We start from the raw sequence: 9683 nt of genomic DNA, 5'->3' as shown, positions 1-9683 counted from the left end.
GTGTGGCGTGCCCGGGCCGGGCGGCGCGGGCCAGCTCCTGCGCGTACTCGGCAGCCGCCGCCTCGGGGTCGTTGCCGGCCGGGCCGTCCGAGGCCGGCATCGCGTGCACCCGGGCCGGATCCAGTGGCACCACGTCCAGCAGGGCGGCCCGGGCCTGCGTCTCGTTGCGGTCCGGATCACCGGCGGGCAGGAACCGTTCGTCGCCCCACCACACGTCGACCCGGGACCAGTCCACCGCGTCGCGGGCCGGCAGCGTCGCCACCGCCCGGTAGACGGCCGCCGCGACCCGACCTCCGGTGAGCACCACCGAGGCTTCGCCCCGGTCGGCCTGGGCGTCGAGCAGCTTCACCAGCAACCGGGCCGCCACGGCCTGCGCCAGCAGGTCGGCGTCGGCGTGGACGGCGACACTCGCCTCACTCATGGTTGCGCCTTCGTTCGAGGACCGCGAGGCGGTCGCTGTCGTGCCCGGGGCGGTGTGCCCGAGGTGGTGGGGCGGAAACCCCGGAGATTGCGGGGCAGGGCCGGTGCGTACCGGCCCTGCCCGACGTTGTGCCCCGGCTGGGCTCAGCCCTCGCCGCTCGTGCCGACGTGCGCGGTCACCCCGGCCTCGGCGCGCTGTGCGGTGGCCGGATCCTTCCAGACGTGGACCCGCTGCGCGGGGCGCTGATCCAGCCCCCGCAGCCCGACAGTCGCGCCCAGCGCCTCCGCGTACACCTGGTCGGCGTCCAGCCGGCGCAGCTCCTCGGCCAGCTCGTCGCCGAGGGGGCGGCGCACCAGCGGCAGGGCCCGGTCGTCCTGGCCCGTGCGCCGGAACACGGCCATGCTGTCCTCGCGGGTCAGCGTCAGCTGATCGCCGTTGGCGCAGCTGAGCTGCACCTCCCGCATCCGGGGGAACTCGTTGCTGTCCACCCGGCGTGGGGTGATGCCGAGCCGGCTGGACAGCCAACCGGCCATCAGCGCCGCCGTGGGGTCAGTGGGAGGCGCGACGATCGTCGCCTCGGTGACCCGGGCGTTGGTGGTGTCGAACGCCCCGGCGACCAGGGTGCGCCACGGGGTGATCCGGGTCCACGCCAGGTCGGTGTCGCCCGGGGCGTAGTCCCGGGCCCGCTGCCGCAGCGCCTCCACCGGGTCGGCGGCCTGCGCGGAGTCGGTGATCCTCCGGTCGGCCACCACCCCGAGGAAGTCGGTGGCGATCTCCGCCGGAGGCTCGCCGTGCCACCAGGTGACCACCGGTACGTCGGGAACGAGCAGCGGCATCACCACCGACTCGGCGTGCAGGGACAACCGGCCGTACATCCGGGTGACCACCGCCTCGCACGGGCCGAGGCGGCCGCCGACCACGATCTCCGCGTCCAGTCGGTTGCGGTCCCGCTCGATCTCCGAGCGGACCACCACCACGAGGCGGCACGGGTGCGCCGCGGCGGCGATCGTCGCCGCGGCCTCAGCCTCCCGGACCCGCTTCTCGTCCACCACCACGATGAGGGTGAGCGCCATGCCGCTGGCCACCCCGCCGGCGCTGCGCCGCTCGGCGGCGAGCGCCTTGACCACCTCGTTGCCGGTGGTGTCCCACAGCCCGATCATGCTCGTCTCCAGGCGCGGCCCTCGCGGGCCAGCATCTCGTCGGAGGCCCGGGGGCCCCACTCGCCGGCCCGGTACGGCTCCGGGGTGGTGCCCTCCCAGGCGTGCTCCAAGGGGTCGATCACCTGCCAGCTCTGCTCGACCTCGGCCGCGTCCGGGAACAGGGTGCGGTCGCCGATCAGCACGTCCAGCACCAGACGCTCGTACGCCTCGGGGCTGGACTCGGTGAACGCCTCGCCGTACTGGAAGTCCATCGCGATGTCGCGGACCTCCATGGTCGTGCCCGGCACCTTCGAGCCGAACTTGAGCACCACACCCTCGTCCGGCTGCACCCGGATGACCAGCTGGTTGTTGCCCAGCGACTCCATGTCGGCGTCGTTGAACGGCAGGTGCGGCGCCTTCTTGAACATGATGGCGACCTCGGTGACCCGCCGGGGCAACCGCTTGCCGGCCCGGATGTAGAACGGCACCTCCGCCCAACGGCGGTTCTGGATGCCCAACCGCACCGCCACGTACGTCTCAGTGGTGGAGTCGGCGGGGACGTCCCGCTCTTCCAGGTAACCGACAGCGCGTTCGCCGCCGACCCAGCCCGGCAGGTACTGACCGCGGACGGTGTCCCGGGCGACGTCGGTGGGCAGGGTGATGGCCTTGAGCACCTTCAGCTTCTCGGCCCGGATCTCGTCGGCGTCGAAGCTGGTCGGCTCCTCCATCGCCACCAGGGCGAGGAGTTGGAGGAGGTGGTTCTGCAGCACGTCGCGGGCGGTGCCGACGGTGTCGTAGAAGCCGGCGCGGGTGCCGATACCGACGTCCTCCGCCATGGTGATCTGCACCGAGTCGACGTACTTGGAGTTCCACAGCGGCTCGAACAGGTTGTTGGCGAACCGCAGGGCGAGGATGTTCTGAACTGTCTCCTTGCCCAGGTAGTGGTCGATCCGGAAGACGTCCTGCCGGGTGAACACGTCGTCGACGAGGTCGTTGAGCGCCTTCGCCGAGGGCAGGTCGTTACCGAACGGCTTCTCCACCACGACCCGACGCCAACCGCCGGACTTGTCGTTGTCGGCCATCCCGGTGCGGGCCAGTTGCTTGAGCACGACAGGGAACGCGGCCGGCGGGATGGAGAAGTAGAACGCCGCGTTGCCGGTGATGCCGTGGGTCTGGCGCAGATCGTCAAGCGTCGAGGCGAGAGTGTCGAAGGCGGCGTCGTCGTCGAACGAACCGCCAACGAACTTGATGTTGCCGGCCAGCCGCGCCCACACCTCGTCCCGCCACGGGGTGCGGGCGTGCTTGCGGGCAGCCTCGCAGGCCAACGTCTCGAAGTCGCCGTCACCCCAGTCCCGGCGCGCGAAACCGAGCACCACGAAGCCCGGCGGCAACAGCCCCCGGTTGGCCAGGTCGTAGACCGCAGGGAGCAGTTTCTTGCGGGCCAGGTCGCCGGTCACCCCGAAGATCACCAGAGCACAGGGCTCCGGGATCCGGGGCAACCGGCGGTCCTGCGGGTCGCGCAGCGGGTTCACCGAACCGCCTCCTCGCTCCGCCTCAGTCACGTCGTCCATCCTCACGCCCGCAGATCACCGGCCGCGTCCAGTAGTTGGGCGACACCGGTGGCCCGGTCGGTGAGGTGCAACCGCAGCAACGGCCGCTCCCGACCGGCGAGAGCCTGCCGGTCACCGGCGGCCTGCGCCGCCTGCAACTCACCGAAGGTGTACGGCTTGCCCGGCACCGCCAGGTCCTCGGCGACCGCGCCGGTCACCTGGAGGTAGCTGCCCACCTGCGGGCCGCCCTTGTGGTACTGGCCCGTCGAGTGCAGGAAGCGCGGACCCCAGCCGAAGGTGACCGGTCGGCCACCCGCCTGCGCCAGCAGCGACCGCAGCTTGGCCGTGTCGGCGTCGGCGAACCGGTCGAGGTACGCCATCACCGCGAGGTAACCGTCGTCGCCCAGCCCGTCGAGCAGCCAGCGCAGCACACCGGCCAGGTCCCCGGGGGCGCCCTGCGGGGCGTACACCTCGATCGCGCCCTCGGTGAACGACGGCGTCTCCGCCGGCAGGCCCGAGGCCAGGATCTTGTTGGTGTTCTCCTTGGACTCGGTGACGTTCGGCTGGTTGAACGGGTCGATGCCGAGCACCACACCGGCCACCGCGGTGGCGTACTCCCAGGCCAGGAACTGAGCGCCCAGCGGGCCGTTGACGGCCACGTCCGGGGTGGCCCCGCCGCCCGGCATGTCACCGGGGGCCAGCGCGCCGCCGTAGCTGACCGTCAGCACGTCCGGGCCGGTGGCGCCGGGGCTCTGCGGAGACTCCACGACCACCGGCAGGATGCCCACCCCGGCCTTGCCCGTCGACTCGGCGATCAGCTGCTCGGCCCAGTCGCCGAGCCCGTCGATGCCGGTGCCGTCGGAGACCAGGGCGACCTTGTCCCGGGCGAGCGTGGCCGCCGCGCCCAGAGCGGCGCCCAGCGCCAGGGCCGGGTTGTTCTGGTCCGCGCCGAGCGAGGTGGCCAGCGCGTCGGCCTGGTCGAGCAGCTCCGCGACCTCGACCCCGGCCAGCGCCGAGGGCACCAGACCGAACGCGGTGAGCGCCGAGTAGCGGCCGCCGACGTTCGGGTCGGCGAGCACCGTGAACGCGCCCATCTCGGCCGCGGTGGCCTCCAGCGGCGAACCCGGGTCGGTGACGATGACGAAGTGCCGGCCGGCCTCCGCCTCGGTCATCCCGGCGTCCAGGAACGCCTGCCAGTACGCGCGCCGGTGGCTGTCGGTCTCCACCGTCGACCCGGACTTGCTGGCCACCACCACGACGGTGCGCTCCAGCCGGTCACCGAGCGCCGCCCGGACCTGGCCCGGGTCGGTGGTGTCCAGCACCGTCAACGGGCGGCCCAGCGTCTGGGTGATGACCTCGGGCGCGAGCGAAGAACCGCCCATGCCGGCGAGTACCACGTGATCCAGGTCGGCCAGTTCCGCGCTCAGCTCGGCCAACTGGACGAGCAGCTCGCGGCTGCGCCGGTGGGTGTCCACCCAGCCCAGCCGGATCTTGGCCTCGGCCTCGGCGTCCGGACCCCACAGGCTGGCGTCCTTGCCCGCCAGCTTGCCCGGGACGCCGGCCTTGACCAGCGCGTCCCGGGTCGAGGCCGGCGCGGCCTTGTCGACCGCGTCCGCGCCGTACACGGAGAGCCCGGCGGCTGCCTCCACCGGCCCCGCAAGCAGGTCGCTCATGCGCCACCCGCCTTGTCGGCGGCCTTGGCGTTGCCCTTGGCGGCCTTGTTCGGCGCGCCGGTGCCCTGCGCCGCGGCCTTCAGCGACTTGGTCACCCCGTCGAGCAGCTCCTGCCAGCTGACCTCGAACTTCTCCACGCCCTCGCGCTCCAGGGTGGCGATCACGTCGGCCAGGTCGACCCCGACCGACTCCAGGTCCGCGAAGACCTTCCGGGCCGCGTCGTAGGCCCCGGTGACGGTGTCACCGCGGGTCTCGCCATGATCGGCGTACGCGTTGACGACCGACTCCGGCATGGTGTTGACAGTGCCGGGGGCGATCAGCTCTTCGACGTAGATGGTGTCCTTGTAGTCCGGGTTCTTCGTCGAGGTGGACGCCCACAGCGGCCGCTGCGGGTGCGCGCCGGCCGCGGCGAGCGCCTTCCAGCGGTCCGAGGCGAACACCTCGGTGTAGCGCTCGTACGCCAGTTGGGCGTTGGCGACGGCGGCCTTACCCCTGAGCGACTTGGCCTGGTCGGAGCCGATCTTCTCCAGCCGCTTGTCGACTTCGGCGTCGACCCGGGACACGAAGAAGGACGCGACCGAGCCGATCTTCGACAGGTCGTGGCCGTTGGCCTTGGCCTGCTCCAGGCCGGCGAGGAACGCCTCCATGACCGCCGAGTAGCGGTCCAGACCGAAGATCAGGGTCACGTTGACGCTGATCCCCTCGGCGAGCGTGTCGGTGATCGCCGACAGGCCCTCCTCGGTGGCCGGGATCTTGATGTAGAGGTTCGGCCGGTCGACAAGCCACCACAGCGCCTTGGCCTCGGCGACGGTCTTGTCCGCGTCGTGCGCGCTGCGGGGGTCCACCTCGATCGAGACGCGGCCGTCGACGCCGTCGCTGCCGTCGTACGACGGGCGCATCACGTCGCAGGCCCACCGCACGTCGTACGTGGTGAGCATGCGGACGGCCTCTTCCACGTCCACGTCACGAGTAGCGAGGTCGCGCAGTTGCCAGTTGTACTCGTCGGCGTCGCTCAGGGCCTTGGCGAAGATCGTCGGGTTGGTGGTGACGCCGGCCACGTGCTTCTCGCGGCGGAGCTGGTCCAGCCCGCCGGAGCTCAGTCGTACCCGGGAAAGGTCGTCGAGCCAGACCGCCACGCCCGCGGCGGTCAGCTCATTCAGCTTGTCGGTCATGCCGTCCACGCTCCCTCAGTTGCCGGTCGTGAAACCGGTGATGTCGCCCACCCGGGCCAGCGAGGCGTGTGCCGCCGCCACGATCCGGTCACCGGTGAACCCGAACTGCTCGAAGAGCACGGTGTGCGGGGCACTCGCGCCGTAGTGCTCGATGCTGACGCTCTCGCCCAGGTCACCGACGATGCCGCGCCAGGACATCGCGATGCCCGCCTCCACGCTCACCCGTGCCTTTACCCCACGGGGGAGCACCGATTCCCGGTACGCCTCGTCCTGCTCGTAGAACCACTCCTGGCACGGCATCGAGACGACCCGGGTCGGGGTGCCGTCGGCCTCCAGCCGCTCCCGGGCGGTCAGGCAGAGCTGCACCTCGGAGCCGGTGCCCACGATGATCACCTGGGGCTTGCCGTTGGACGCCTCGGCCAACACGTAGCCACCCTTGGTCACGCCCTCCGCGCTGCCCAGGACGTCGCGGTCCAGGGTCGGCAGCGGCTGACGACTCAACGCCAGCGCGGTGGGCCGGTCGGTGTGCTCCAGCGCCTGCCGCCACGCCCAGGCGGTCTCGTTGGCGTCGGCCGGGCGGACCACATCCAGGCCGGGAATGGCGCGCAGCGCGGTCAGGTGCTCCACCGGCTGGTGGGTCGGGCCGTCCTCGCCGAGGCCGATCGAGTCGTGCGTCCAGACGTAGGTCACCGGCAGCTTCATCAGCGCGGCCAGCCGCACCGACGGACGCATGTAGTCGCTGAACACCAGGAACGTGCCGCCGTAGGGGCGGGTGCCGCCGTGCAGGGCGATGCCGTTGAGGATCGCGCCCATGGCGTGCTCACGGATGCCGAAGTGCAGCGTGCGGCCGTACTCGTGGCCGGGGAAGTCCTTGGTGGCGTGGGCGGCCGGGATGAACGACGGCTCGCCCTTCATCGTGGTGTTGTTGCTCTCGGCCAGGTCGGCCGAGCCGCCCCACAGCTCCGGGAGCACCGGCGCGAGCGCCTCCAGCACCTTGCCGGAAGCGGCCCGGGTGGCCACACCCTTGGCGTCCGCGGGGAAGACCGGCAACGCGTCGGTCCAGCCGTCGGGGAGTACGCGGCCAGCCAACCGCTCGTAGAGCGCGGTGCGCTCCGGGTTGGCCTTCTTCCAGGCGTCGAACGCGGCGGTCCACTCCTGCTCGGCCGCGTCGCCGCGACCCATCACCGTGCGGGCGTGGCTGAGCACCTCCTCGTCGACCTGGAAGGTCTGCTCCGGGTCGAAGTCGAGGATCCGCTTGGTGGCCTTCACCTCATCGGCGCCGAGCGCCGAACCGTGGATCTTGCCGGTGTTCTGCTTGTTGGGCGCGGGCCAGCCGATGATGGTGCGCAGCGCGATGAAGGAGGGGCGGGCGGTCTCCGCCTTGGCGGCCACCAGCGCCGCGTACAGCGCCTCGGCGTCCTCGTGGTAGTCGCCCTGGTCGGCGTCGCCGCTGCGCCAGTCGACGGTCTGCACGTGCCAGCCGTACGCCTCGTAGCGGGCGGCCACGTCCTCGCTCTTGGCGATCCGGGTGTCGTCCTCGATGGAGATCTCGTTGTCGTCGTAGATCACCGTGAGGTTGCCCAGCTGCTGGTGCCCGGCGAGGGCGCTGGCCTCGTGGCTGATGCCCTCCTCGATGTCACCGTCGGAGACGATGCACCAGATGTCGTGGTCGAAGACGGACGCGCCGAGCTCGGCCTCGGGGTCGAACAGGCCGCGCTCGCGGCGGGCCGCCATGGCCATGCCGACCGCGTTGCCCAGACCCTGCCCGAGCGGGCCGGTGGTGGTCTCCACGCCCGGCGTGTGCCCGTGCTCGGGGTGCCCCGGCGTCTGCGAGCCCCACTGCCGCAGCGACTTGAGGTCGTCCAGGCTCAGCGGGTAACCGGAGAGGAACAGCTGGATGTAAAGCGTCAGGCTGGAGTGCCCGGCCGAGAGAACGAACCGGTCGCGGCCGGGCCAGTTGGGGTCGGCCGGGTTGTGCCGCATGACGCGGTTGAAGAGGAGGTACGCCGCGGGCGCGAGGCTCATCGCGGTGCCCGGGTGACCGTTGCCGGATTTCTCTACGGCGTCCATGGCCAGCACGCGGACGGTGTCTACGGCCCGGCGATCGAGGTCGGACCAGTTCAGTGCGGGGTGCTCGGGTCGTTTAACAGCCACGATGGTTGTGCTCCTCGGCAGATGGGCGGAACCCTCACCGATGACCTTATCGAGCGTCCCTAAACATGCGCCCGGGGATCTGCGCATGGTGTGCGCTACGTGACCATCCGGATGCTCGGTTCAACCCGGTGGTGTGACGGCCCGCACCGTTGTCGGGTCGGCCGGGCAGCCAAAACGACGACGCGTAGTGTGTGGGGCGGTATGCGGATCCGTGCGGTCCCGACCGATCCGATCTCCCCGTGCCCGATGCCGGAAGGTGGCAATCCGTGAGCATGATCACCGAGCGCCCCGCGAGCAACCCGGCCGGGCCACACCCGGCGCGGGCGGCCGAGGGCCCGGTGGCCCGGCGGGACGTACGCGCGGTTCTCTCGGCGTACGTGTCGCTCACCAAGCCGCGGATCGTCGAGTTGCTGCTGGTAACCACCATCCCGGCGATGATGCTCGCCGAGGGTGGGCTGCCGTCGCTCTGGCTGATGGCCATCGTGCTGATCGGCGGCTCGCTCGCCGCCGGTGCGGCAAGCGTCCTCAACTGCTACATCGACCGCGACATCGACCAGTTGATGCGGCGTACCAAGCGTCGGCCGCTGCCGGCACACACCGTGTCGCCGCGGAGCGCGCTGATCTTCGGTCTGGTGCTGGCGGCGGTGTCGGTGGCCCTGATGGCGGCGTTCACCAACCTGCTGGCCGCCGGGCTGACCCTCGCCGCGATCGCCTACTACGACCTCGTCTACACCCTGTGGCTCAAGCGTTCCACCCCGACGAACACCTTCTGGGGCGGCGCCTGCGGGGCGGCACCGGTGCTGATCGGGTGGGCTGCGGTGACCGGCTCACTGGCGCCGGCCGCCTGGGGGCTCTTCGCTGTGGTCTTCTTCTGGCAGATGCCGCACTTCTACCCGCTCGCCATGAAGTACAAGGACGACTACGCCCGGGCCGGCATCCCGATGCTGCCGGTGGTGGCCTCGACTCGCCGGGTGAACGCCGAGATCCTGATCTTCGCGTGGCTCACCGTGCTCACCTCCCTGGCCGTCTGGCCGCTGGGGCTCAGCGCGATCTACGGGGTGCCGACCCTGGTGGTGGGTGCCATCTTCATCCTCGAGGCACACCGACTCTGCCGGCGCGCGACGCGCGGCGAGGCGGTCAAGCCGATGCGGCTGTTCCACTGGTCGACGACGTACCTGACGATCGTCTTCGTGGCCGTCGCGCTCGACGCGCTGATCTGACCCGTCCCGGCCGACTCCGCTCTCCGCTCTCCGCGTCGAATGCGGTGGCCTGCGCCCGTCGGCTCCTCTCGCTGCCTTCTACCGCGCCGCGTGCGGCTTCGCGGCCCTGGCGATGTCCGTCTGCCGCGTTGTCCGTCCGGTCAGGTTGTCCGATCAGTTGGCGCGCAGTGGCTCGGGTCGGCGGCGATCGATGCCGCTGATCTGCTGACTAATCACGGACGTGGATGAGTTGTCCGGGTTTAACGTCACATCAGAGTAACTTTCTACATGAGTCGGATCGGCTCAACCTGGGAGGGTTCGAAGGCGATTTGCCTGCGTGCTTTGGGCGTAAAAGTCGGTAAATAAACGGACAGC

The 9683-nt window shown here is 71.0% G+C and carries 7 protein-coding genes; 1 reads left to right on the top strand and 6 read right to left on the bottom strand.

What is annotated here, in order from left to right; genetic code table 11:
* From ABZ749_RS20450 to tkt, 6 genes are all read right to left on the bottom strand, one after another.
* A partial coding sequence (locus tag ABZ749_RS20450; protein WP_357229949.1) for a 6-phosphogluconolactonase occupies window positions 1–421 on the bottom strand: 421 nt, incomplete at its 3' end.
* 143 nt (window positions 422–564) lie between these two features.
* Window positions 565–1581 (bottom strand): glucose-6-phosphate dehydrogenase assembly protein OpcA, encoded by a 1017-nt coding sequence (locus ABZ749_RS20445; RefSeq protein ID WP_357229947.1) that lies wholly within the window; start codon window positions 1579–1581, stop codon window positions 565–567.
* Window positions 1578–3131 (bottom strand): glucose-6-phosphate dehydrogenase, encoded by a 1554-nt coding sequence (gene zwf / locus ABZ749_RS20440; RefSeq protein WP_357229945.1) that lies wholly within the window; start codon window positions 3129–3131, stop codon window positions 1578–1580. Before zwf ends, ABZ749_RS20445 begins: the two co-directional genes overlap by 4 nt.
* A 2-nt stretch (window positions 3132–3133) precedes the next feature.
* Window positions 3134–4783, bottom strand: coding sequence for a glucose-6-phosphate isomerase (locus ABZ749_RS20435; RefSeq protein ID WP_357229943.1), 1650 nt, complete (start codon window positions 4781–4783; stop codon window positions 3134–3136).
* Window positions 4780–5955: a transaldolase gene (tal, locus tag ABZ749_RS20430; RefSeq protein WP_357229941.1), complete on the bottom strand. Its 1176-nt coding sequence runs from the start codon at window positions 5953–5955 to the stop codon at window positions 4780–4782. Before tal ends, ABZ749_RS20435 begins: the two co-directional genes overlap by 4 nt.
* A 15-nt stretch (window positions 5956–5970) precedes the next feature.
* On the bottom strand, window positions 5971–8109 hold the full coding sequence (gene tkt, locus ABZ749_RS20425; RefSeq protein ID WP_355009949.1) for a transketolase: 2139 nt from the start codon (window positions 8107–8109) through the stop codon (window positions 5971–5973).
* Between the two features lie 266 nt (window positions 8110–8375).
* Between tkt and ABZ749_RS20420 the strand changes: the two genes are divergently transcribed.
* Complete coding sequence (locus tag ABZ749_RS20420; protein WP_357229939.1) at window positions 8376–9329, top strand: heme o synthase; 954 nt, start codon at window positions 8376–8378, stop codon at window positions 9327–9329.
* Window positions 9330–9683 lie beyond the last annotated feature (354 nt).

The organism is Micromonospora sp. NPDC047753, assembly GCF_040642735.1.
Lineage (GTDB): Bacteria > Actinomycetota > Actinomycetes > Mycobacteriales > Micromonosporaceae > Micromonospora.
Note: the sequence above shows the minus strand (reverse complement) of the source record. Positions and strands in the feature narration are given on the sequence as shown.

Coding starts and splice junctions, on each gene's coding strand:
- ABZ749_RS20435 (WP_357229943.1), bottom strand. CDS start 4,783: ATGAGCGACCTGCTTGCGGGGCCGGTGGAGGCAGCCGCCGGGCTCTCC.
- zwf (WP_357229945.1), bottom strand. CDS start 3,131: ATGGACGACGTGACTGAGGCGGAGCGAGGAGGCGGTTCGGTGAACCCG.
- tal (WP_357229941.1), bottom strand. CDS start 5,955: ATGACCGACAAGCTGAATGAGCTGACCGCCGCGGGCGTGGCGGTCTGG.
- ABZ749_RS20445 (WP_357229947.1), bottom strand. CDS start 1,581: ATGATCGGGCTGTGGGACACCACCGGCAACGAGGTGGTCAAGGCGCTC.